This window comes from Streptomyces sp. AC1-42W (genome assembly GCF_003248355.1).
In the GTDB taxonomy this organism is placed as follows: Bacteria; Actinomycetota; Actinomycetes; order Streptomycetales; family Streptomycetaceae; genus Streptomyces.
This window is the reverse complement of record NZ_QKWY01000001.1, coordinates 571,305-593,937: the sequence shown is the minus strand read 5'-3', so window position 1 is coordinate 593,937 and position 22,633 is coordinate 571,305. Positions and strand designations below refer to the sequence as shown.

The 22,633-nt window shown below is 71.5% G+C and carries 21 protein-coding genes and 1 pseudogene; 9 read left to right on the top strand and 13 right to left on the bottom strand.

From position 1 onward, the window contains the following. Nucleotides 1-8: 8 nt before the first annotated feature. From DNK56_RS02710 to DNK56_RS02700, 3 genes are all read right to left on the bottom strand, one after another. Complete coding sequence (locus DNK56_RS02710; protein WP_111330106.1) at nucleotides 9-983, bottom strand: ABC transporter substrate-binding protein; 975 nt, start codon at nucleotides 981-983, stop codon at nucleotides 9-11. A gap of 95 nt (nucleotides 984-1,078) precedes the next feature. After that, on the bottom strand, nucleotides 1,079-1,750 hold the full coding sequence (locus DNK56_RS02705; protein ID WP_111330105.1) for an ABC transporter permease: 672 nt from the start codon (nucleotides 1,748-1,750) through the stop codon (nucleotides 1,079-1,081). Between the two features lies 1 nt (nucleotide 1,751). Continuing rightward, the gene (locus DNK56_RS02700) at nucleotides 1,752-2,465 is read right to left on the bottom strand and encodes an ABC transporter permease (RefSeq protein ID WP_111330104.1); all 714 of its coding nucleotides are present in this window, start codon (nucleotides 2,463-2,465) and stop codon (nucleotides 1,752-1,754) included. 131 nt (nucleotides 2,466-2,596) lie between these two features. Here DNK56_RS02700 and DNK56_RS02695 point away from each other — a divergent pair, with 131 nt between their 5' ends. Further along, nucleotides 2,597-3,784, top strand: coding sequence for an ABC transporter ATP-binding protein (locus DNK56_RS02695; protein ID WP_111330103.1), 1,188 nt, complete (start codon nucleotides 2,597-2,599; stop codon nucleotides 3,782-3,784). Between the two features lie 75 nt (nucleotides 3,785-3,859). On the opposite strand, the gene DNK56_RS02690 is transcribed toward DNK56_RS02695, so the two are convergent. After that, the gene (locus DNK56_RS02690) at nucleotides 3,860-4,981 is read right to left on the bottom strand and encodes an alpha/beta hydrolase (RefSeq protein WP_111330102.1); all 1,122 of its coding nucleotides are present in this window, start codon (nucleotides 4,979-4,981) and stop codon (nucleotides 3,860-3,862) included. Nucleotides 4,982-5,119: 138 nt separating this feature from the next. Between DNK56_RS02690 and DNK56_RS02685 the strand changes: the two genes are divergently transcribed. The 6 genes from DNK56_RS02685 to DNK56_RS02660 all read left to right on the top strand — a co-directional run bounded on the left by DNK56_RS02685 (nucleotide 5,120) and on the right by DNK56_RS02660 (nucleotide 10,077). Beyond that, nucleotides 5,120-6,961 carry a phosphatidylglycerol lysyltransferase domain-containing protein gene (locus tag DNK56_RS02685; RefSeq protein WP_199563904.1) on the top strand — a complete coding sequence of 614 codons (1,842 nt, stop codon included), beginning with the start codon at nucleotides 5,120-5,122 and terminating at the stop codon, nucleotides 6,959-6,961. A 30-nt stretch (nucleotides 6,962-6,991) separates the two neighbouring features. After that, a complete protein-coding gene (gene folP / locus DNK56_RS02680; protein ID WP_111330100.1) occupies nucleotides 6,992-7,849 on the top strand; it encodes a dihydropteroate synthase in 858 nt (285 codons plus the stop codon). Beyond that, on the top strand, nucleotides 7,846-8,328 hold the full coding sequence (locus tag DNK56_RS02675; RefSeq protein ID WP_111330099.1) for a nuclear transport factor 2 family protein: 483 nt from the start codon (nucleotides 7,846-7,848) through the stop codon (nucleotides 8,326-8,328). The genes folP and DNK56_RS02675 overlap by 4 nt, the downstream gene beginning before the upstream one ends. Before the next feature lie 221 nt (nucleotides 8,329-8,549). Continuing rightward, nucleotides 8,550-8,909 carry a dihydroneopterin aldolase gene (folB, locus tag DNK56_RS02670; RefSeq protein WP_111330098.1) on the top strand — a complete coding sequence of 120 codons (360 nt, stop codon included), beginning with the start codon at nucleotides 8,550-8,552 and terminating at the stop codon, nucleotides 8,907-8,909. Further along, the gene (folK, locus tag DNK56_RS02665; protein ID WP_111330097.1) at nucleotides 8,906-9,517 is read left to right on the top strand and encodes a 2-amino-4-hydroxy-6-hydroxymethyldihydropteridine diphosphokinase; all 612 of its coding nucleotides are present in this window, start codon (nucleotides 8,906-8,908) and stop codon (nucleotides 9,515-9,517) included. Before folB ends, folK begins: the two co-directional genes overlap by 4 nt. Before the next feature lie 74 nt (nucleotides 9,518-9,591). After that, entirely contained in the window at nucleotides 9,592-10,077 is a 486-nt protein-coding gene (locus DNK56_RS02660) for a DUF3180 domain-containing protein (protein WP_111330096.1), read from the top strand. Nucleotides 10,078-10,094: 17 nt separating this feature from the next. On the opposite strand, the gene DNK56_RS02655 is transcribed toward DNK56_RS02660, so the two are convergent. The 7 genes from DNK56_RS02655 to dacB all read right to left on the bottom strand — a co-directional run bounded on the left by DNK56_RS02655 (nucleotide 10,095) and on the right by dacB (nucleotide 18,722). Beyond that, nucleotides 10,095-10,952, bottom strand: coding sequence for a hypothetical protein (locus DNK56_RS02655; RefSeq protein ID WP_241989731.1), 858 nt, complete (start codon nucleotides 10,950-10,952; stop codon nucleotides 10,095-10,097). 199 nt (nucleotides 10,953-11,151) lie between these two features. After that, nucleotides 11,152-11,754, bottom strand: a complete 603-nt coding sequence (gene folE, locus DNK56_RS02650; protein ID WP_111330094.1) for a GTP cyclohydrolase I FolE — start codon at nucleotides 11,752-11,754, stop codon at nucleotides 11,152-11,154. 150 nt (nucleotides 11,755-11,904) lie between these two features. Then, a complete protein-coding gene (gene ftsH / locus DNK56_RS02645) occupies nucleotides 11,905-13,932 on the bottom strand; it encodes an ATP-dependent zinc metalloprotease FtsH (RefSeq protein ID WP_111330093.1) in 2,028 nt (675 codons plus the stop codon). 195 nt (nucleotides 13,933-14,127) lie between these two features. Then, nucleotides 14,128-14,667, bottom strand: coding sequence for a hypoxanthine phosphoribosyltransferase (hpt, locus tag DNK56_RS02640; protein ID WP_111335378.1), 540 nt, complete (start codon nucleotides 14,665-14,667; stop codon nucleotides 14,128-14,130). A gap of 102 nt (nucleotides 14,668-14,769) precedes the next feature. After that, nucleotides 14,770-15,861 carry a tRNA lysidine(34) synthetase TilS gene (gene tilS / locus DNK56_RS02635; RefSeq protein WP_111330092.1) on the bottom strand — a complete coding sequence of 364 codons (1,092 nt, stop codon included), beginning with the start codon at nucleotides 15,859-15,861 and terminating at the stop codon, nucleotides 14,770-14,772. Nucleotides 15,862-16,051: 190 nt separating this feature from the next. Further along, complete coding sequence (locus tag DNK56_RS02630) at nucleotides 16,052-17,185, bottom strand: zinc-dependent metalloprotease (RefSeq protein ID WP_111330091.1); 1,134 nt, start codon at nucleotides 17,183-17,185, stop codon at nucleotides 16,052-16,054. Between the two features lie 49 nt (nucleotides 17,186-17,234). Next, nucleotides 17,235-18,722, bottom strand: coding sequence for a D-alanyl-D-alanine carboxypeptidase/D-alanyl-D-alanine endopeptidase (dacB, locus tag DNK56_RS02625; protein WP_111330090.1), 1,488 nt, complete (start codon nucleotides 18,720-18,722; stop codon nucleotides 17,235-17,237). Between the two features lie 86 nt (nucleotides 18,723-18,808). On the opposite strand from dacB, the gene DNK56_RS02620 reads away from it, so the two are divergent. Further along, nucleotides 18,809-19,303 (top strand): inorganic diphosphatase, encoded by a 495-nt coding sequence (locus DNK56_RS02620; RefSeq protein WP_111330089.1) that lies wholly within the window; start codon nucleotides 18,809-18,811, stop codon nucleotides 19,301-19,303. A 140-nt stretch (nucleotides 19,304-19,443) separates the two neighbouring features. Beyond that, complete coding sequence (locus tag DNK56_RS02615) at nucleotides 19,444-21,141, top strand: threonine/serine ThrE exporter family protein (RefSeq protein ID WP_111330088.1); 1,698 nt, start codon at nucleotides 19,444-19,446, stop codon at nucleotides 21,139-21,141. Between the two features lie 15 nt (nucleotides 21,142-21,156). Here DNK56_RS02615 and DNK56_RS02610 read toward each other — a convergent pair whose 3' ends face one another. Next, nucleotides 21,157-21,864, bottom strand: coding sequence for a DedA family protein (locus DNK56_RS02610; protein WP_111330087.1), 708 nt, complete (start codon nucleotides 21,862-21,864; stop codon nucleotides 21,157-21,159). 102 nt (nucleotides 21,865-21,966) lie between these two features. Continuing rightward, nucleotides 21,967-22,522, bottom strand: a pseudogene (locus tag DNK56_RS02605) (MerR family transcriptional regulator). Nucleotides 22,523-22,633: the final 111 nt, after the last annotated feature.

Below are 22,633 nucleotides of genomic sequence, written 5' to 3'. Positions count from 1 at the left end.
CGTGTTCGCTACTTCTCGATCAGCCCTTTCGACTGAAGGTATTCGCGGGCGGCGTCCGCCGGCTTGACGCGTTCCGCGTCGACCTTGCGGTTGAGTTGTGCGAGGTCCTCGGTGGTGAGAGCGCCGGTGAGCCGGCCCAGCGCGTCGGCGATCTCCGGGGCTCCGGCGTCCGCGGCGTTGAGAACCGGAAGGACGTTGTCCGCGTTCTGGAGCTTCTTGTCGTCCTCCAGGAACACCAGGTCGTAGGTGTCCAGCACCGCGTCGGTGGTGGTGGTGAGAACCAGTTGGTCCTTGCCGTCCTTGACGGCCTGCTTGGCCTGCGGGGTGCCGACGCCCTTGGGGTCGATTCCGGTGACGTCGATGCCGTACGTCTTCTCCAGGCCGGGTGCGCAGAACGGCCGTATCTCGCACTCGTCCCCGGCGGCGATGCGGACGCCGATCTTCGCGGCGCCGAGATCCGAAAGGGTCTTCAGCTTGTGCTTGTCGGCGAATTCCCTGGTCACCGCGAACGCGTTCTGGTCGACGGCCTTCCCCGCCGGGAGCACCTTCAGTCCGCGCGGTTCGGCGAGCTTCTTGAGGGCGGCGACGGTGGCTCCGGCGTCGCCCGAGGCGACGGGCTTCGCCGCGGCGTCCTCGGCGCCGTTCACCTTGGCGTTGAGGAATTCCGCGATGGTGGCCGCGTATTCCGGTACGACGTCGATCTCGCCCTTCTCCAGGGAGGGTTCGTAGAGTTCGCGGTTCTTCACCGTGGTGACGGAGGTGCTGTATCCGACGTCGGCGAGGATCTGCGCGTACAGCTCGGCGAGCACCTTGGACTCGGTGAAGGCGGCGGCGCCGACGACCAGCGAGCCCTTCTTGCCGGAGTCGCCGGCGGCCGGGGCGCCCTTGTCCTGTTCCAGGCTGTCCCCGCCGCACGCGGCGAGCGAGCCCGCGAGCGCGAGGATGCCGATGACGGCACCGGCCGTGCGTGAGGTCCTGGTCATGTTTCTTCTCCGTCCACGGCGGCGGCGCGCCGTATGCGACAAGTGATGGATGTGCGGCATGCGTTGCGGGGCGCGGCGGCGCGGGCCCGGCGCCGTCACGCGGGGCGGCGGCGCAGCGGGGACAGCAGGCGGTCCAGGGCCACCAGGACCGCTTCCACCAGCAGGGCGAGCGCGGCCACCAGCAGCGCCCCCGCCACCACCTGCGCGGTGTCGTACGTGTTGAAACCGGCGGTGATGATGCGGCCGAGGCCGCCCTGGCCGACCATGGCGGCGATGGTCGCCGTGGCCACGACCTGGACGGCGGCGGACCGCAGCCCGGTCATGATCAGCGGGTACGCCAGCGGCAGCTCGACGCGGAGGAAGAGCTGACCGCCCGACATGCCCATCCCGCGCGCGGCCTCCGTCACCGCCCGGTCCACCTCGGTCATCCCGACGTAGGCGTTGGTCAGCAACGGCGGCACGGCGAACAGCACCAGCGCGGTGATCGTGGGTATGTAGCCCGCGTTGCGCAGGGGCGAGACCATGAAGAGGGCCAGCACCGCGAAGACCGGGACCGCGCGGCCGATGTTGGCGAGGTTGACCGCGAGCGCGCCGCCCCGGCGGATGTGGCCCAGATACAGCGCGACGGGCAGGGCGACGGCGCAGGACAGGGCGAGCGCCACGCCGCTGACGTACAGGTGCTCGCTCAGCCGGTGGGCGATTCCGCTCTCGCCGGACCAGTTGGCTCCGGTGGTGAGCCAGGTCCAGGCGTCCCCGAGGACTTCCATGTCAGACCGCCTTCGCCGGGCCGGGCGCGTCCGTGCCGCCGTGCGGGGCGCGGACGCGGGTCCAGGGGGTCAGCAGCCGCTGCACGCCGAGCAGCAGCAGATCGGCGACGATCGCGAGCAGTACGCAGAGCACCGAGGCGGCCAGCACCTGGGCCTTGAAGAAGCTCGGCAGCGCGTCCTCGATGAGGTTGCCGAGGCCGCCCCGGCCGACGATCGAGCCGACCGTGGTGAGCGCGATCGTGGAGACCGTGGCGATGCGTATGCCGGCCATCAGCGCGGGGAGCGCGAGGGGCAGTTCCACCTCCCACAGCAGGCGCAGCGGCCCGTACCCCATGCCGTGCGCGGCCTCCTTCGCCTCCTCGGGCACCGCTTCGAGACCGGCCAGGATGTTGCGTACGAGGATGGTCAGCGAATACAGCACGAGCCCGGTGACCACCAGCGCGGCGGAGAGCCCGAACAGGGGCAGCAGGAGCGAGAACATCGCGAGGGACGGCACGGTGTAGAGCACCGTCGTCAGTCCGAGGACCGGTGCGGCGAATCCCCGGCCCCGGCGGGCGAGGAGCGCGAGCGGAAAGGCGACGGCCACTCCGATCGCGACGGATACGGCGGTGATCCAGATGTGCTGGAGGGTGGCGTCCGTCAACTCCTGGCTGCGGGTACGGAGATACTCGCCGCAGATCCAGTCGTTCGTCACCAGGCAGTTCTGTCCGGCCATCCGTCCCCCCACCCCCTGTTCGCCTTCTCGTGCCTATGTCCGGCGAGCCTATCCTCGACCACTGACAATCGCCGGAGCCGTTGTATTCCAGCAACATGTCCTTCACAGAACACCCGCGACAATGGGGAACCATGATCCGTTTCGAGCAGGTCACCAAGCGGTATGCGGACGGCACCACCGCCGTCGACGGCCTTTCCTTCGAGGTCGCCGAGGGTGAACTGGTCACGCTCGTCGGACCGTCGGGCTGCGGCAAGACGACCACCATGAAGATGGTGAACCGGCTGACCGAACCGACCGAGGGGCGGATATTCCTCGACGGGGACGACATATCCACCATCGATCCGGTCCGGTTGCGCCGCCGTATCGGCTATGTGATCCAGCAAGTGGGCCTCTTCCCGCACAGGACGGTCCTGGAGAACACCGCCACCGTTCCCCATCTCCTGGGCTGGAAACGCGCAAGGGCCCGCGCACGCGCCGCCGAACTCCTCGCACTGGTCGGACTCGACCCTTCCGTTCACGGCGGCCGATATCCGGAACAGCTCTCCGGCGGGCAGCGCCAACGCGTCGGGGTGGCACGGGCGCTGGCCGCCGATCCGCCGGTCCTGCTGATGGACGAGCCTTTCGGCGCGGTGGACCCGGTCGTGCGCGAACACCTCCAGAACGAATTCCTGAAACTCCAGGAACAGGTCCGCAAAACCATCCTGTTCGTCACCCACGACATCGAGGAAGCGGTGCGCCTCGGCGACCGCATCGCCGTCTACGGGCAGGGCTCCGTCGAGCAGTTCGACACCCCCGGCACGGTGCTCGGCGCCCCCGCCAACGCCTATGTCGCCGACTTCGTGGGCGCCGACCGGGGGCTCAAGCGGCTCGCCGTCACCCCCGTCGAGGAGAGCGACCTCGACCATCCGCCCGTCGTCCGGCTCGACGACCCGCTGTCCGGCGCGGCCGCGCGCCTGCGCGAGGACGCCGCCCGCTGGGCCGTCGTCCTGGACGGCGACGGGCGCCCGTACGGCTGGCTGACCGCCGACGACGCGAGTCCCGGCGCCAAGGGCACCGTCCGCGACCGGGTCCGCCGAATGGAGGCGTCGCTTCCCCTCGGCACCCCGCTCAAACCGGCCTTCGCCACCATGCTCCAGCACGACGCCGGCTGGATCGCCGTCACCGACGGGACGGACGGCGGCCGCTTCCTCGGCGTGCTCACCCCGGCCCGACTGCACGAGGCGCTGCGCCGCTCGGTCGGCGCGGACGGGCGCTCCGTACCGCGCGCGCAGGTGTCGGTCGAGAGCGCCACCGGTGTGGCGGAGGCCCCGGCCGGGTAGGCGCGACGCCCCAGCCCTCAGCCTCCACAGCCCCCGGCCCTGGGCACCGCCCCCAGCCCCCGCCCCCGGCCGTCCTCAGCTCTCGCTCAGCCGGCTGCTCAGCCACTCCAGCGCGGCCGGGATCTCCCGGCGCCAGGTGTTGAAGTTGTGTCCGCCGCTCTTCAGCACGATGGACGAGACCTGGGCCGGCCGCTTCACCTTGGCGATGAACTTCCTGGTCGACGCGTAGTTCGACTCGCCCTGGCGTGACGTGGTCACCAGGAACGAACCGGCCGGCTGCGGCCGGTTGTCCAGCGTCCACATCAGGTCCGCGCGGCGCCGCGCGGACTCGTCGCCGTGGAAGAGGTCGCCCGTCGTCGGGTCCTCGGCCGCCTTGTAGTACGCGGACAGGCCCGCGCTCGCCGCGTACCTGTCCGGGTGGTGCAGCCCGATCTTCAGGGCGCAGTACCCGCCGGCCGAGTTGCCGATGATGCCCCAGTTGCGGGGGTGGCCGCCGACCCGGTAACCGGCGGAGACCGCGTGCGGCACGTCGTCGGCGAAGAACGTCTCCGTCTGCGGCCCGCCCGGTATGTCCACGCACTCCGTGTCACGGGGCGGCGCCACGGTCGGACGCAGCATCACCAGGATCATCGGCTGCGCCCGGCCCGCCTTCACCCGGTCGAACGCGGTACGCGGATAGCGCAGGCCCTCGATGAGGTTCTCCGCGGTGCCCGGATAGCCGGTGAGCACCACGACCGCCGGGAACTTGCGGTGCGCGTACGCCGACTGGAAGTACTCCGGTGGCAGATACACGTACGCCGGGGTCTCGATGCCGGTCCGCCGGCCGGAGATCACCACCTTGTCGATCCGGCCGCCCCTCGTGGGCATCGCCCCGCCCGGCACGTCGGGCCGCCGCGAGTCCACCCGGACGATGTTCTTCGCGGCGAGCGTCCCGGCCGCGTGATCGGTGACCACCCCCATCTCCTGCTTGCGGCCCAGCAGGTCCGCCCAGGAGCCGTAGAAGAGGAAGCTGTTGTTGGCCGGCAGCCCCACCGTGGCGAACAATGCCACCTGGGTCGCCGGCAGCATGCCCACCCGCCCCAGCACGGCGCGCGCGCCGCGGCGGGCGAGCCGCGGCCGGCACCGGACGGTGGCGGTGAACAGTACGACGGCCGGCGCGATCGCGAGGACCAGCACTGGCTTGCCGGTAAGGCCCATGACCGATGAACTTTCTGTCAGGAAATTTCCGGGAAGCGGGTGAACCCGCGCCCCGGAAGCCTCGTCCTAGAGGGCGCACACCGTCCGCAGCGCTTTGGCCGCCGGACGCAGGAACCTCTCGCGGAGCCACGGGAAGCGATGTCTGTCACGCCAGATGGGGATAAATCAGGATCGGTTCCGGTTCGCGCACGTACGTTCGTGCGCGCTCCACGGCCGGAGGCCGTACCGGCGCTCGTCGGCACGGCCTGCACCGTCGTCGGACTGATCGACGTCGCCGCCGGGGTCTTCCCGCGCTTCCGGCACAGCCGCATGCACAGTCTGGCCGAAGTGCTCCCCGGCGCCCTCGGCCCCTTCGCCGCCGCGCTCTCGCTGAGCACCGGCGTCCTGCTGCTCCTGCTGGCCCACGGCCTCAAGCGGCGCAAGCGGCGCGCCTGGCGGGCCGCCGTCGTCCTCCTCCCCGCCGGGGCACTCGCCCAGTTCGCCTACCGGCACTCGGTCATCGGCACCGTCCTCTCACTGGCGCTCTGCTACCCGCTGCTGCGCCACCGGAGCGAGTTCGCCGCCCTGCCCGACCCGCGCAGCCGATGGCGGGCGCTGGCCAACTTCGTGCTGCTCGGCGCCGGATCGCTCGGCCTCGGCCTGGTCGTCGTCAGCGCCCACCCCAACCGCCTGGTCGGCAGCCCCAGCATCGCCGACCGGCTCCAGCACGTGCTGTACGGCCTGTTCGGCTTCGAGGGGCCCGTCGACTACGCCGGGGACACCTCCTGGACCGTCGCCTACTCGCTCGGCGCCCTCGGCCTGCTCACCGCCGTCACCACCATCTACCTGGCCCTGCGCCCCGAGCACCCGGCCGCCCGGCTCACCGAGGACGACGAGACCCGGCTGCGCGGCCTCCTGGAGCGGCACGGCGGGCGGGACTCGCTCGGCCACTTCGCGCTCCGCCGCGACAAGGCCGTCGTCTTCTCCCCCAGCGGCAAGGCCGCCGTCTGCTACCGCGTCGTCTCCGGCGTGATGCTGGCCGGCGGCGACCCCATCGGGGACGTGGAGGCGTGGCCCGGCGCCATCGAACGCTTCATGGACGAGGCACGGGCCCACTCCTGGACCCCCGCCGTCATGGGCTGCGGCGAGACCGGCGGCGAGGTCTGGACCCGCGAGACCGGGCTCACCGCCCTGGAGCTGGGCGACGAGGCGGTGGTGGACGTCGCGGATTTCTCCCTCGCCGGACGCGCGATGCGCAACGTACGCCAGATGGTGAAGCGCATTGAGCGGGGCGGCTACGAGACCCGCGTCCGGCGCGTGGCCGACATCGGCGACGCCGAACTCGCCCGCATCCGCCGCGCCGCCGCCGACTGGCGCGGCACCGACACCGAACGCGGCTTCTCCATGGCGCTCGGCCGGATCGGTGACACCGCCGACCGGGACTGCTTCCTCGCCACCGCCCACAAGACCGACGAGGACAGCGCCGACTCCCCGTACGGCGACCTGAAGGCCGTCCTCCACTTCGTGCCGTGGGGCACCGACGGCATGTCCCTCGACCTGATGCGCCGCGACCGGGCCGCCGACCCGGGCATGAACGAGCTGCTGATCGTCGCCGCGCTCCAGGCCGCGCCCCGGCTCGGCGTCGAGCGCGTCTCGCTGAACTTCGCGATGTTCCGCTCGGCCCTGGCGCGCGGCGAGAAGCTGGGCGCGGGGCCGGTCCTGCGGGTCTGGCGCGGGCTGCTGATCTTCCTCTCGCGCTGGTTCCAGATCGAGTCGCTGTACAAGTTCAACGCGAAGTTCCGGCCACGCTGGGAGCCCCGTTTCGTGGTGTACCGCGCCGCCCGCGACCTGCCCCGCATCTCCTTCGCCGCGATGCGGGCCGAGGGCTTCGTGAACCTCGCGCTCCCCCGCCCGCCGGCCCGCCGCCTCCCCGTCGCGCCCCGCCGCCCGTGCGCCCACGTCCCCCCTCCGGCGGGCGGCCAGGGCGCCCGCACGGCGTAGCTGTCCCCCGTACGGGCCTACGCTGGTCATATGAGTACGTTGCGTGGAACGGTCCAGGGGCTGCCGGAGTGGGACCGCTGCGCGGTCATGGGGGTCGTCAACGTGACCCCCGACTCCTTCTCCGACGGAGGCCGCTGGTTCGACACCACGACGGCCGTCAAGCACGGCCTCGACCTGGTCGGCGAGGGCGCCGACCTCGTCGACGTCGGCGGTGAATCGACCCGCCCCGGCGCCACCCGCGTGGACGAGTCCGAGGAGCTGCGCCGGGTGATCCCGGTCGTCCGCGGCCTGGTCGCCGAGGGCGTCACGGTCTCCGTGGACACCATGCGCGCCCGCGTCGCCGAGCAGGCGCTCGCGGCCGGCGCGGTCCTCGTCAACGACGTCAGCGGCGGCCAGGCCGACCCGGACATGGTGCCCGTGGTCGCCGCCGCCGGGGCGCCGTTCGTCGTGATGCACTGGCGCGGCTTCAGCGAGTCGATGAACAGCCGCGCGGTGTACGGGGACGTGGTCGCCGAGGTCGTCGCCGAGCTGCGCGCCCGGATGGACGCGGTGGTCGCGGGCGGCGTCGCCCCGGAGCGCCTGGTGATCGACCCCGGACTCGGCTTCGCCAAGGACGCCCCGCACGACCTGGCGCTCCTCGCCCGGCTGGACGCGCTGCGCGAGCTGGGCCGGCCGCTGCTGGTGGCCGCCTCCCGCAAGCGGTTCCTGGGCCGGGTGCTGGCCGGGGAGGAGGGTGCCGCCCCGCCGCCCGCCCGCGAGCGCGACGCGGCCACCGCCGCCGTCTCCGCCCTCGCCGCGCGGGCCGGTGCCTGGGCGGTACGCGTGCACGAGGTCCGGGCCACCGCCGACGCCGTGCGGGTCGCCCGCGCCGTCGAGGGAGCCGCGTGACCGCGCCGCGGGACGACCACGCGGAGGCCGCCGCCGACATCGCGGCCGTCGAGCGGGCCAACACGGCGTACTACGAGGCGCTGGAGCGCGGCGACCTCGACGCCCTGACGGCCGCCTGGCTGCCGGGCGAGGACCTGACGGTCTCCTGCGTCCACCCCGGCTGGCCGGTGCTCAGCGGGCGGCGCGAGGTGCTGCGCAGCTACGCGCTGATCATGGCGAACACCGAGTACATCCAGTTCTTCCTGACGGACGTCGGCGTCTCCATGACCGGCGACACCGCCCTGGTGACCTGTACGGAGAACATCCTCAGCGGCGGCCCCGCCGAGGAGGGCGCCTCGCTCGGGCCGCTCGTCGGCCAACTCGTCGTCGCGACGAATGTGTTCCGGCGCACTTCGGACGGCTGGAAGCTCTGGTCGCACCACGGTTCGCCCGTACTGGCCGAAACCGGCGAGGAAGAGGACGAAGCGCCCCCTTCCTGAGCCGGCCGGTGCCCCCGGCGGGGCACAAAGGGGGCTCGAATGCGGGTCCGACCGGATTGGAACCGGCCGCATCGGGGTATCAGCGGCTATCTGTTCCGTGCCCGAACGCCCTCCCCCGCGGGAAAAGGGTGTCGGTGCGCGCGGGTAGATTCGAAATCGGGTACCCGGCCGACCGCACACGGCCCCGTGCCCTACGACCAACGACAGCAGGAGTGATTCGCGTGGATCGTGTCGCGCTGCGCGGCCTCAAGGCCCGCGGGCACCACGGCGTCTTCCCCCGTGAGCGGGAGGAGGGCCAGACGTTCATCGTCGACCTGGTGCTCTGCCTCGACACCCGCCCCGCGGCGGCCGCCGACGACCTGACGAAGACCGTGCACTACGGCGTGGTCGCGGAGGAGGTCGTCGCGGTGGTCCGGGGCGAGCCGGTCGATCTGATCGAGACGCTCGCGGAGCGCATCGCCCAGCAGTGCCTCAAGCACGACGGCGTCGAGGAGGTGGAGGTCGTGGTGCACAAGCCGGACGCGCCCATCACCGTCCCGTTCGACGACGTCACCATCACCATCACCCGGAGCCGAGCATGACTGCATTTTCCACCGAAGGGCAGAGCGACCCGACCGTACAGCCGGTGCCCGCCTCCGTGGTCGAGCAGGTGGACGCGGCGGACAGCACCCTCTCCAACCCCAAACTCGCCGTGCTCTCGCTCGGCGCCAATCTGGGCAACCGCCTGGAGAACCTCCAGGGCGCCATCGACGCGCTGGAGGACACACCCGGCCTCCGGGTCAAGGCGGTCTCCCCGGTGTACGAGACGGAGCCGTGGGGCGTCGCGCCCGGCTCCCAGCCGTCGTACTTCAACGCGGTGATCGTCGTGAAGACGACACTGCCGCCGGCCTCCCTCCTGGAGCGCGGCCAGGCCGTCGAGGAAGCCTTCGAGCGGGTCCGCGAGGAGCGCTGGGGGCCCCGCACGATCGACGTGGACATCGTCTCCTACGCCGACGTCGTCTCGGACGACCCCGTGCTCACCCTCCCCCACCCGCGCGCCCGTGAACGCGCCTTCGTCCTCGCCCCGTGGCACGACGTGGACCCCGAGGCCCAGCTCCCCGGCGCCGGACCGGTCGCCGAGCTGCTGAGCGGTGTGGGGCGCGACGGGGTGCTTCCCCGGACCGACCTGGAACTGCGGCTGCCCGAGTAGTCGTTAGGCTCTCAGCACACAGCACGACGGACCACAGCACGACGGACCACAGGCGGCGAAGGGCGGCTCACCCGGTGAAGCAACTACGGCTCGGAGTCCTGGCCGGCCTCTTCGCCGCCGCCGGGGTCCTCTCCTGGGGCGGCGCCCGCCTCTGGGACTCCTTCGGCACCCTGCCCAGCGTCCCGCTGGCCGCGCCCATCGTGCTCGCGGTGATCGCGGTCGTCCTGCTGGCCACGGCCCTGTCCATCCGCGCCCGGCTCCGCGCCCAGCGCGAGCGCCGCCCCGGCGCCAAGGGCGTCGAGCCCCTGATGGCCGCCCGCGCCCTGGTCTTCGCCCAGGCGAGCGCCCTCGTCGTGGCCCTGGTCGCCGGCATGTACGGCGGCACCGCCGTCTTCCTGCTCGGCTCCCTGGACATCCCGCCCCGGCGCGACCAGGCCATCTACGCCGGCTTCGCGGTCCTGGCCGGCTTCGCCGTCATCGCCGCGGCCCTCTTCCTGGAACACATCTGCAAGCTCCCCGACGACCACGACGACGACAGACCGAACGCGGCGGCTGCCTGAGACCGGCTGACCTGGCCCTACCAGGGCTGCCGGGCCAGGTGCCCGTTGACGAGGAACGTCGGGTACGGGTCAAGCCGGCAGGTGTAGAAGGTGAACGGCTTGGCCACCGCCGTGCTCTCGCGAACTGCGGTGACCTCGACCCAGGCGGACTCCTTGAGCCGGACAGGGTGCCGCTCTGCCTTGAACGTCCCACGAGCGGCCCAGTTGTCGACGACGACCAGATGGGAGGCGATCCCGCGCGGCCGGGGAGTGAACCGCGCCCCGATCACCTGTGCCAGCTCGGCCAGAAACCCGACATTCGCGCTGACCAGCACTCTGCCGGCCCATGTCCTGCTCCGGCAGCCGTCCCCGTCCGCGTACCCGTCGAGAAATCCGTCGAACACGTCCCTGTCCCGCAGGACCACACGCGGGAACCGCTGCCGCATGTGGTGCGCGTCGCCGCCGGTGTACTGGCGCATGGCGTCGGCCAGGTACGAGGAGACCACGCGCACCCGGAATCCCGGTACGTCCCGCCCCAGATAGCCGGAGGGCCTGGTCACGGCCTCCAAACGGGCGGACAGCCCCGTGGCGCCGCGCAGGCATCGGGCGTATTTCGTGGCGAACGCCTTGTCGTTCACGACGAGCGAGACGTAGTTGGCGCCCACGGTGCCATCCGCACACGTCGCACCCACGAAATAGCCGAACTCGTAGCCGGGCCGGATCGTCAGCCTCTTCCGGCACAGCTTCCTGGCCTGCGCCCAGGCCAGCACCGTGCCCGCAGCATCGCGAGCATGCACCCAGCCGTCCGGCGTCCCCAGCAACTGCTCCGGAGCCACGGTGAACGTCGCATGGCTGGTGACCACGTCCACGGCCTCACGGCTCCTGACGGCGCTCACCGCCACCACGGTTGTCCGGGCGGTCCGGTCTCCGTCCAGCGTCCACAGCTCCGAGCCCACGCGGACGTTTGCGGCTCGCTGCCGCCCTCCCACCGCGTTCACCGTTTGCCGACTGGGCAATCCCCCCACAGCGCCCCTCCCGATTCACACGCGCTCGCATGAATCGGGAGGTTACGTCCCGGCACCGACAATCCGGCTGTCAAGCCAGTATCAGGCTCATCGCCTCGGCCCGTGTGGTCGCGTCTCGCAGTTGCCCGCGCACCGCCGACGTCGTCGTCTTGGCGCCCGACTTGCGGATGCCCCGGACCGACATGCACATGTGCTCGGCTTCGACGACCACGATCGCGCCCCGCGCGTCCAGGATGCGCATCAGCGAGTCCGCGACCTGTGTGGTCAGCCGCTCCTGGACCTGCGGCCGCCGGGCAAAGACCTCGACCAGTCGGGCCAGCTTCGACAGACCGGTGATCTTGCCGCTCTCCGCCGGGATGTATCCGACGTGCGCCACCCCGTGGAAGGGAAGCAGATGGTGCTCGCAGAGACTGACTATCTCGATGTCCTTCACCAGGACCATCTCGTCATGCCCCAGGTCGAACGTCGTCGTCAGAACGTCCTCGGGCTCCTGCCGCAAGCCGGCCAGGATCTCCTTGTACGCCCGTGCCACCCGGCCGGGGGTTTCGCGCAGGCCCTCGCGGTCCGGGTCCTCGCCCACGGCGATCAGCAGCTCTCGGACTGCGGCCTCGGCACGCTTCTCGTCGAACTCGCCGATCTCGGGCCGGGGGTCCAGCGTCACCGGGTCGGTCATGTGTGCCTCGTTCCTTGAGCCGTCGCCGCGGGGGCATCCGCGCAGGTGTACGGAAAATGCCGCGCCCCCAACAGGCTAGAACCTGGGGGGCGCGGCATCCATTCCGGGCCCGGTGCGAACCCCGTGACAGGGGCCACACCGGGGGTGTGACTAGCTCTCGGGGCGCTCCTCGGGCAGCGTCTCCTTGGTGGTGGAGACGCTGTCCGCGACCGCGCCGCCGGCCGTGCTCGCCCCGTTGGTGAGGGCCAGCTCCTTCGGGGAGAGGACCGGCGGACGGGTGGACGGGGTGCGCCGGGCGGAGCCGGTCCACGCGGGGCGGGCCGGGCGCTTGACGATCGGGGCGAAGATCTCGGCGATCTCCTCCTTGCCCAGCGTCTCCTTCTCCAGGAGGCGCAGGACCAGGGTGTCCAGCACGTCGCGGTTCTCGACGAGGATCTCCCACGCGTCGTTGTGGGCGGTCTCGATGAGCTTCTTGACCTCTTCGTCGACCAGCGCGGCGACCTCTTCCGAGTAGTCGCGCTGGTGGCCCATCTCGCGGCCCACGAACGGTTCGGTGTTGTCGCCGCCGAACTTGATCGCACCGAGCCGCTCCGTCATGCCGTACTGCGTGACCATCGCGCGGGCCGTGGCCGTGGCCTTCTCGATGTCGTTGGCGGCGCCGGTGGTCGGGTCGTGGAAGACCAGCTCCTCGGCCGCGCGCCCGCCCAGCATGTACGCCAGCTGGTCGAGCATCTCGTTGCGCGTCGTGGAGTACTTGTCCTCCTCCGGGAGCACCATCGTGTAACCGAGGGCGCGGCCGCGGGAGAGGATCGTGATCTTGTGGACCGGGTCCGACTGCGGAGAGGCCGCCGCGACCAGGGCGTGTCCGCCCTCGTGGTACGCGGTGATCTTCTTCTCCTTCTCGGACATGATCCGGGTCCGCTTCTGCGGGCCGGCCACGACGCGGTCGATGGCCTCGTCCAGCATGGCGTTGTCGATGAGCTTCTGGTTGCTGCGCGCCGTCAGGAGCGCGGCCTCGTTCAGCACGTTCGACAGGTCGGCACCGGTGAAGCCGGGCGTGCGGCGGGCGACGGCGCCGAGGTCGACGTCCGGGGCGACCGGCTTGCCCTTCTGGTGGACCTTGAGGATCTCCAGGCGGCCCTGCATGTCCGGGCGGTCCACGGCGATCTGGCGGTCGAAGCGGCCCGGACGCAGCAGCGCCGGGTCCAGGATGTCCGGCCGGTTGGTGGCGGCGATCAGGATGACGCCGCCCTTCACGTCGAAGCCGTCCATCTCCACGAGGAGCTGGTTCAGCGTCTGCTCGCGCTCGTCGTGACCGCCGCCCATGCCGGCGCCGCGGTGGCGGCCGACGGCGTCGATCTCGTCGACGAAGACGATGGCCGGGGCGTTCGCCTTGGCCTGCTCGAAGAGGTCGCGGACGCGGGAGGCACCGACACCGACGAACATCTCGACGAAGTCGGAACCGGAGATCGAGTAGAACGGGACGCCCGCCTCGCCCGCGACGGCGCGCGCGAGCAGGGTCTTGCCCGTACCGGGAGGCCCGTACAGCAGGACGCCCTTGGGGATCTTGGCCCCGACGGCCTGGAACTTCGCCGGCTCCTGGAGGAACTCCTTGATCTCGTGGAGCTCCTCGACCGCCTCGTCCGAACCCGCCACGTCGGCGAAGGTCGTCTTGGGGGTGTCCTTGGTGATCAGCTTGGCCTTGGACTTGCCGAACTGCATGACCTTGGAGCCGCCGCCCTGCATCTGATTCATCAGGAACAGGAAGACGACGACGATGAGGACGAACGGCAGCAGGGAGAAGAGGATCGAGACGAACGGGGACTGCTTCGAGGGCGAGACGGTGTAGCCGTCCTTGATGTCGCCGCTCTCGAACTTCTTCTGCAGCATGTCGGCGAGCTCGACGCCCTGGTTGCCGATATAGCTCGCCTGGAACTTGCTGCCGGATTCGTCGGCCAGTTTCTGGCCGTCCTTCAGCTCAATCTTGATGATCTGGTCGTCACCGGTGGTGAGTTTGGCCTGGTTCACCTGGTTCTTGCTGATCGCCTGGATCACCTGGCCGGTGTCCACCGTCTTGTAGCCGCCGCCCGAGCCGACGACATTCATCAACACGACCACGGCGAGGACGGCCAGCACGATCCACATGACCGGCCCACGGAAGTATCGCTTCACGTCCATCCATACGGAGCGAGATTCGCCCCGTCCCTCCTGCCCGTAGGTAAATGCTGCTGTGAGTAAAGACTGTTCTTCGGACGGTACCCCAGCATGGTCACCGGCGTCCGCCTCGGACGTACGGCAATCCCGCCTTCTGAGGCTCAACGGCGGAGGACCCGCCAGGGTTCCCGGTATCCCCTGTCGCGGGTCCTCGTGCCCTCAGCCTCCGTATACGTGCGGGGCGAGGGTGCCGACGAAGGGCAGGTTGCGGTACTTCTCCGCGTAGTCGAGGCCGTAGCCGACGACGAATTCGTTGGGGATGTCGAAGCCGACCCACTTGCAGTCGAGCGCGACCTTGGCGGCGTCCGGCTTGCGCAGCAGGGTGCAGATCTCCAGCGAGGCCGGCTCGCGCGAGCCGAGGTTCGACTTCAGCCAGGACAGCGTCAGGCCGGAGTCGATGATGTCCTCGACGATCAGGACGTGCTTGCCCTTGATGTCGGTGTCCAGGTCCTTGAGGATGCGGACGATGCCGGAGGACTGGGTGCCCGCGCCGTACGAGGAGACGGCCATCCAGTCCATGGTGACGGGGGTGGACACCGCGCGCGCCAGGTCCGCCATGACCATGACCGCGCCCTTGAGTACCCCGACGAGGAGCAGGTCCTTGCCGGCGTACTCCGCGTCGATCTTCGCGGCCAGCTCGACGAGTTTCGCGTCGATCTCTTCCTTGGTGAGAAGCACCGACTGGAGGTCGGTGCCCATGTCCTTCTCGTTCACCCGCGTCTCTTTCTGTGCCTGCCGGGTCCGGGATGGAGTCCCGGACGCCTGCGGGGCCGCTCGCCCTGCATGTCAGCCGCTCGTGCGTCAGCTCTGCCGGATGACCAGTCTGCCACCCTGGCGCAGGGCTTCGACGCGGCCGGGGAGGTTGATGGCCTGCTGGCCGCGCCAGCCGGTGACGAGGCGGTCCACTTCCTCGATGTGCCGGGCGAAGAGGGAGCCGGCCGGGGCGCCCGCGTCCATGACGGCGCGGCGCAGCACCCGGCGGCGTACGGCGGGCGGCAGCGCGTACAGCTTGGCGCACTCCAGCCGGCCCGCCTCGTCGCGTACGTCGCGGTCGGCCTCGGCGGCCCAGGTGTCGAGGGCGTCGGCGTCGTCGCGGGAGAGCTGGGCCGTACGGGCGAGGGCTTCGACGACGCCCTTGCCGAGGGCCTTCTCCAGGGCGGGCAGGCCCTCGTGGCGCAGCCGGGAGCGGGTGTAGGCGGGGTCGATGTTGTGGGGGTCGTCCCAGACGGGCAGGGACTGGGCGAGGCAGGCGGTGCGGGCGGTCTGCCGGTCGAGCTGGAGGAAGGGGCGGCGGTAGCGGCCGGCCGGGCCGGACGCGGCGGCCATGCCGGACAGGGAGCGGATGCCGGAGCCGCGGGCGAGGCCCAGCAGGACGGTCTCCGCCTGGTCGTCGCGGGTGTGGCCGAGGAGGACGGCGGCGGCGCCGTGGCGTTCGGCGGCGGCGTCGAGGGCGGCGTAGCGGGCGTCGCGGGCGGCGGCCTCGGGGCCGCCCTCGCGGCCGACGCGGACGGCGACGGCCTCGACGGGGCCGAGGTCCATGGCGCTGAGCCGGGCGGCGACCTCGGTGGCGCGGGTGTCGGAGCCGTCCTGGAGGCCGTGGTCGACGGTGATGCCGCCGGCCCGGACGGGGAGTTTGCGGGCCTCGAAGGCGAGGGCGGAGGCGAGCGCCATGGAGTCGGCGCCGCCGGAGCACGCCACGAGGACGAGGGGGGTGTCGGTGTCCGGGCGGTCGGGGAGTGCGCCGCGGCGGCTGCCCGCCCCGGCCTGGGCGAGCTCGGGGTGCGGGGCGGCGTGCCCGGCGCGTCCGGTCTGTTCGGCGTAGGCGTCGATGACGTCGTGGAGTACGCGGCGGACCGCCAGGCGTATCGCCGCGACCGCAGGATGGGGACCCATGTCCGGTGCCCTTCGTGAAGGTCTTCAGGGGGAGTCTCGGAGTGCCGGGACGGGAAGGAGTGCCGTCACTCAGAGTGCGTCGATGGTGACAGAGCAATGCCGTTCATCGAGCATTGCACGCCTTCCCATGCCCCTACGGTCCCTCGGATGGGTGATTACCGGCGCGTTGCCTTCGGAGCCGGGGGCGTGCTCACGACTCTGCCTTACGGTGCACCCTCGCGATCCAGTCCTCGGGCCGGGCGATCTCGGCCTTGGTGGGGAGCGTGTTGGGCGAGGTCCAGACGCGGTTGAAGCCGTCCATGCCGACGCGGTCGACCACGGCGCGCACGAAGCGCTCGCCGTCGCGGTACTGGCGCAGTTTGGCGTCGAGGCCGAGGAGCTTGCGCAGGGCCTGGTCGAGGCGGCCCGCGCCGCGGGCGCGGCGCTGCTGGAACTTCTCGCGGATCTCGGCGACGGAGGACACCACGTCGGGGCCGACGCCGTCCATCACGTAGTCGGCGTGTCCTTCCAGGAGGGACATGACGGCGGTGAGGCGGCCGAGGATCTCGCGCTGGGCGGGGGTCTGGACGAGTTCGACCAGGCTGCGGCCGCCGTCCTCGTCGGCCTCGCCGTCCGGCCGGCCGCCGACGAGGGCCTGGACGGCCTCGCGCAGCCGCTCCAGGAAGGTCATCGGGTCCACGTCGGTCTCGTCCAGGAACGACTGGATCTCGCCCTGGAGGTGGTCGCGGAGCCAGGGCACGGCGGTGAACTGGGTGCGGTGGGTCTCCTCGTGGAGGGCGACCCAGAGCCGGAAGTCGTGCGGGTCGGCGTCCAGCTCGCGCTCGACGTGGACGATGTTGGGAGCGACCAGCAGGAGCCGGCCGCCGCCGTCGGCGGAGGCGGGCAGGTCGCGGGTGGCGGGGGCGAAGGTCTCGTACTGGCCGAGGACGCGGGAGGCGAGGAAGGACAACAGCATCCCGACCTCGACGCCGGTGACCTTGGAACCGACCGCTCCGAACACGGCGCCGCTCGCGCCGCCGCCGCGCCGTTCCTCCATCTTGTCCAGGAGGGGGCGCAGCAGTTCGCGGAAGCCGGCGACGTTGGCCTTGATCCAGCCGGCGCGGTCCACGACGAGGACCGGGGTGTCCTCGGGTTCGGTGCCTTCGGGGATCATCCGGGTGAAGGCGCGGACGTGCTCCTCCGCCGCCTTCGCGTGGCCGCGCAGTTCCGCGACGACTTCGCGGGCCTCCTCGCGGCTGATCTCGGGACCCGGCCGCACGAGGCGGGTCGCCGTCGCGACTGCGAGGTTCCAGTCGACCATCCCTGCACCACCGATGCTCGTCATGCGTCAACCGTACGTGCTCGGCCCTTGTCGCGGTGAGGTGTTGGCGGGGTCATCTCCGGCCGGCGCCGAGCGCGGTGGCGAGTTCGTCGAGGGCTTTCTGGGCTTCGGCGGGGGCGGTGGTGCCGGAGGCGAGGAAGGCGAAGGCGAGGAGCCGGCCGCGGGTGTCCACGACGGTTCCGGCGAGGCTGTTGACGCCGGTGAGGGTGCCGGTCTTGGCGCGGATGAAGCCGGTGCCGCCGTCCTCGGTGGTGTAGCGGCGGCTGAGGGTGCCGGTGAATCCGGCGACGGGCAGGCCGGTGAGGACGGGGCGGAGTTCGGGGTGGCCGGGGTCGGCGGCGCGGGCGAGGAGTCCGGCCAGGAGGGCGGCGGTGACCTTGTCGCGGCGGTCGAGTCCGCTGCCGTCGGCGATGTTCACGCCCTTGAGGGGGAGGCCGAGCTTCTTGAGCCGGGCGGTGACGGCCCGGCGGCCGCCGGCGAAGTCGGCGCGCTGCCCGGCGGCGATGGCGGTCTGCCGGGCGAGGGCCTCGGCGATGTCGTTGTCGCTGTTGGTCAGGGCGCGTTCGACGAGGCCGGAGAGCGGGGCGGAGAGGTGGGTGGCGACGGTGTGGGAGCCCTTGGCGGGGCGGCCGTGCGCGGGGGCGCCCTTCGTGTCGATCCCGGCGTCGTCCAGGAGTCCGGCGAAGGTGCGGGCGGCGTCGCCCGCCGGGTCCTCGGTGCGCGGGGCGGGGCCCTTGGTGGAGTCGTCGCGGCGGCCCTCGTCGACCATGAGGGCGCTCATGGGCGCGATGTTCTCGTTGGGGCCGATCGGGTGGTGGGAGGGGCCGGTGTAGCGGGAGGTGTCGTAGCGCAGGTGGACGGAGCGCGTCTTGCCGGCCTTGAGGGCGCGGGCGGTCTCGGTGGCCAGGGCGCGCAGGTCGGCCTCGCTGAGGGTGGGGTCGCCGCCGCCGACGAGGGTGACGGTGCGCAGGTCGGCGGAGGCGCGGACGGTGGTGGGGATGCGGTGGGCGGGGCCGAGGGCGTCGAGGGCGGCGACGGTGGTGGCGATCTTGACGGTGGAGGCGGGGGTCATGGGGGCGTCGGCGCCCTTGCCGTAGAGGCGTTTGCCGGTGGCGGTGTCGATGACGACGGCGGCGCGCCGGGTGCCGAGCGCGTCGTTCCCCATCAGCGGGTCCAGGACGGCGCTCAGGTCGCGGGTGGCGCCGGCCGGGGCGTCCCGGGTGACGGTTCCCCCGGTGCCGAGGGCGTCGAGGACGGCGGGGGCGCTGGGGGCGGGGGCGGGGCCCTCGGGGTCTTTGGCGTGATGTACGCCACCTGTGCGGGCGGCGGCGGTCGCCCGGTCCCGCTCGGCCTTACGCTGACCCGAGTCCCAGGGGCCGGCGGCGAGGACGGCGCCGGCCGCGAGGGCCAGTCCGGCGACGGCGGAGACGGCTGTGAACTGCCAGTTGTTCACGGGGCCGCGTACGCCCAGGCGGGCCGCGAGACTTCCGCCCGGCCCGCCGGACGGTTCGGTCGACGGTCTTTCCACCGGCTCGGCCACCGTTGACCAGCCCCTTTCGCGAGCACACATCTGCGTGAGGGACACTTAACCACCAGTCGTATGTGTTGATCATGGAGGAGCCACCCGTGGAGTTCGACGTCGTTATCGAGATCCCGAAGGGTTCGCGCAACAAGTACGAGGTGGATCACGAGACCGGCCGGATTCGTCTGGACCGTCGGCTCTTCACCTCGACCAGCTACCCGGCGGACTACGGCTTCGTCGAGAACACCCTCGGCGAGGACGGCGACCCGCTGGACGCGCTGGTCATCCTGGAGGAGCCGACGTTCCCCGGCTGCCTCATCAAGTGCCGCGCGATCGGCATGTTCCGGATGACCGACGAGGCCGGCGGCGACGACAAGCTGCTGTGCGTCCCGGCGTCGGACCCGCGGGTGGAGCACCTGCAGGACATCCAGCACGTGTCGGAGTTCGACCGTCTGGAGATCCAGCACTTCTTCGAGGTCTACAAGGACCTGGAGCCGGGCAAGTCCGTCGAGGGCGCCGACTGGGTCGGCCGCGCCGAGGCCGAGGCCGAGATCGACGCCTCGCGCAAGCGCCTGGAGGCTCAGGGCGGCGCGCACTGACGTTCCGCTTCCGGTGAGCGGTTGGTGAAACGGGCGGTACACCTCTGGTGTGCCGCCCGTTTCGCGTGGCCTCTCTCGGGCGTGGCCATACTGGGCAGGAGTGCGGCCGAGGACGGGAAGCCGAGGAGGAGCGAGGTCGAGTGGTGGCGGAAGCGGGCGGGTCCGAGGACGAGAAGCCCCAGTCCGACGAGGCGCACAGTGCCTTCTCGCGGCCGGCCGGGACCGAGCCGCCCGCGGCGCCGCCCGAGGAGGACAGCCCGACGTCGGAGTTCGCCCTTCCGGCGGGGGTGACGCCCGAGCCCCCGGCGGCGGGTTCCGGTTCCGGTACGGGTTCCGCTTCCGGGTCCGACACGATCGGTTCGGCGTTCGCCCCGCCGAGCACGTACAGCTTCCGGGACTCGCCGCCGGCGTTCACTCCGGCGCACGGCATCCCGATGGTCAAGCTGACCGAGGAGGCGCCCTGGCAGGACCGGATGCGCACCATGCTGCGGTTGCCGGTGGCCGAGCGCCCGGCGCCGGAGCCGGTCCAGCGGCACGACGAGGCGGCGCCCGCGGTGCCGCGGGTGCTCGACCTGACCCTGCGCATCGGGGAGTTGCTGCTGGCGGGCGGCGAGGGCGCGGAGGACGTCGAGGCGGCGATGTTCGCGGTGACGCGCAGCTACGGTCTCGACCGCTGCGAGCCGACCGTGACGTTCACCCTGCTGTCGATCTCACACCAGCCGTCGCTGGTGGACGACCCGGTGACGGCGAGCCGTACGGTACGCCGCCGGGGCACGGACTACACCCGGCTGGCCGCGGTCTTCCGGCTGATCGACGACATCACGACGGTCGAGGGCGAGGTGTCGCTGGAGGAGGCGTACCGGCGGCTGGCGGAGATCCGGCGCAACCGGCATCCGTATCCCGGCTGGGTGCTGACGCTGGCGGCGGGCACGCTGGCGGGTGCGGCGTCGGTGCTGGTCGGCGGTGGCGCGCTGGTGTTCCTGGTGGCGATGGTCGGGGCGATGCTGGGTGACCGGCTGGCCTGGGTGTGCGCGGGGCGCGGCCTTCCGGAGTTCTACCAGTTCGTGGTGGCGGCGATGCCGCCGGCCGCGATGGGGGTGGCGCTGACGCTGACGCACTGGTCGGACGTGCGGCCCTCGGCGGTGATCACCGGTGGGCTGTTCGCGCTGCTGCCGGGGCGGGCGCTGGTGGCGGGGGTGCAGGACGGGCTGACCGGGTACTACATCACGGCCTCGGCGCGGCTCCTGGAGGTGATGTACTTCTTCATCGCGATCGTCACCGGGGTGCTGCTGGCGCTGTACGGGGGCCTTCAGCTGGGCGCGGAGCTGAATCCGGAGGCGCGGCTGATCTCGCACGACCGGCCGGTGATCCAGATCCTGGCCTCGATGGTGCTGACCCTGTCCTTCGCGATCCTGCTCCAGCAGGAGCGGGCGACGGTCCTGGCGGTGACGCTGAACGGGGGCGTGGCCTGGGTGGTCTTCGGGGCGATGGCCCGTACGGGCGGGCTGTCGGCGGTGGCCGCGACGGCTGCGGCGGCCGGGCTCGTCGGCCTGTTCGGGCAGTTGTTCTCGCGGTATCGCTACACCTCGTCGCTGCCGTACATCACGGCGGCGATCGGGCCGCTGCTGCCCGGTTCGGCGACGTACTTCGGGCTGCTGGGTGTGGCGCAGAACGAGCTGGACCGGGGGCTGGCCTCGCTGTCCACGGCGGTGGCGACGGCACTGGCCATCGCCATCGGGGTGAATCTGGGGAGCGAGATCTCCCGGCTGTTCATGCGGGTGCCGGGGGCGGTCGGCGGGGCGAACCGCCGCGCGGCCAAGCGGACGCGCGGCTTCTGACGGACGGGCCGGCGCTCAGCGCTTGGCGTGACGGCCGCGGCGGCCGGGGCCGGCGGCCGGCTCCTGCGGGGGGACCTCGCCGTTCGCGGCGGCCCCTTCCTTCTTGCCCTTGCCGCGGGCGCGCAGGAACTCGATGATGATCGGGACGACCGAGATCAGCACGATGAGGACGAGCATCGCCTCGATGTTCTCGTGCACGAACTTCACGTTGCCGAGGGCCGCGCCGAGCAGGGTCACGCCGACGCCCCACAGGATGCCGCCGATGATGTTGAAGACGATGAACGAGCGGTAGTTCATCCGGCTGACCCCGGCGATGATCGGGGTGAAGGTGCGCACGATCGGCACGAAGCGGGCCAGGATCAGCGACTTCGGGCCGTGCTTCTCGAAGAACTCGTGGGCCTTCTCGACGTTCTCCTGCTTGAAGAGTCGGGAGTCGGGCCGGTTGAAGAGCGAGGGGCCGACCTTGCGGCCGAAGAGGTACCCCACCTGGTCGCCGATGATCGCCGCCAGGGCGACCAGGACGCAGACCAGCCAGAGCGGGGTGTGCAGCTTGCCCGTGGTGACCAGCAGGCCGGTGGTGAAGAGCAGGGAGTCACCGGGCAGGAAGAACCCGATCAACAGTCCGGACTCGGCGAAGACGATGACCAGCACACCGATCAGGCCGTACTCGCCGATGAGATAGTCCGGGTCCAGCCAGCTCGGTCCGAGCGCAAGCGTATTCAAGGGTCCGGGCTCCAGGATGAGAAATCGACAAGCGGCTGCGTGGCCGCCCCAAGCTATCAACGCCTCAGGTCGGCCACGGGTTCCACCCACCCTCTTGACCGTTTACGCCCGGCGGCGGGCGTTCGCCTCGATCGCGTCGCGCAGATGCGCGGCGAGCCCCGGCCGCACGGCGTCGTAGAACGCGGTGAAGCGCGGGTCGGAGACGTACATCTCGCCGAGGCCCCGGTGGATGTCGTAGCCGCACGCGTAGAACCGGGAGCAGATCTGGAGCCGGTGCTCCTCCGCGAGGTCCATGGCACGCTCGCCGCCGGCCGGCTCGCCCGCCTCCATCAGGGCCGCGTAGCGCTCGCCCCAGTCGGCGTTCTCGGCCTTGATCCGCAGCCAGTCCTCCTTGGTGAGGCGGGCGGTCCGGCGCCGCGACTCGGCGTAGGCGTCGGTGGAGCCCCAGCGCCGTTCGGCTTCCTCCGCGTACTGTTCGGGGTCCTTGCTCCCGGTAGAACAGGATCTGCTGCAACCGGTCCGGATCGGCGTCGTCGTAGCGCCGGTGGCCCGCGTGGCTGCGGCCGCTCGGCGAGAGGAGGCCGAGGGAGTCGTAGTGGTGCAGGGTGCGCACCGTGACCCCGGCGAAGCCGGCGACCTGTCCCACGGAGTGCTCCATGGTTCCCCGCTCCTTCCTGTGTGGGTACGCCTGCGAGCCTGGGTCCTGACGTGACGTGAGGTGCAAGTCCACCCCGGTGCGGACGCGTACTCTTTGCCCCTTTTCACGGCT